General features: G+C 68.8%; 1 protein-coding gene. It reads left to right on the top strand.

Annotation, left to right across the window (positions count from 1 at the left end; translation table 11 throughout):
* On the top strand, window positions 1-330 hold a 330-nt coding region (locus SKZ59_RS28160), incomplete at both ends, for an Ig domain-containing protein (RefSeq protein WP_319993607.1).

Raw genomic sequence — 330 nt, forward strand, 5'->3', positions numbered from 1 at the left:
GCCACCTTGCCGGCAGCGACAGCGGCCACGGCATACAGCCGGCAACTGACGGCCAATGGCGGCGTCGCTCCGTATGCCTACACGGTGTCGAGCGGCAGCCTGCCTGCCGGCCTGACTCTGAGCGGTAGCGGCTTGCTCAGCGGTACGCCAACGGCGGCCGGCAGTTTTACGTTGACCGTGCAGGCGGAAGATGCGCACCAGTTCACCGGCACGCAAAGCTATACGCTGACGGTTGCGTCGGCCACGGTCAGCCTGACCCCGGCCAGCCTGCCCAACCCGACGGCGGAAGCGGCCTACAGCACGACCCTGACGGCAACAGGCGGCACGGCC

Source organism: Janthinobacterium sp. GMG2, from assembly GCF_033949445.1.
In the GTDB taxonomy this organism is placed as follows: domain Bacteria; phylum Pseudomonadota; class Gammaproteobacteria; order Burkholderiales; family Burkholderiaceae_D; genus Janthinobacterium; species Janthinobacterium aestuarii.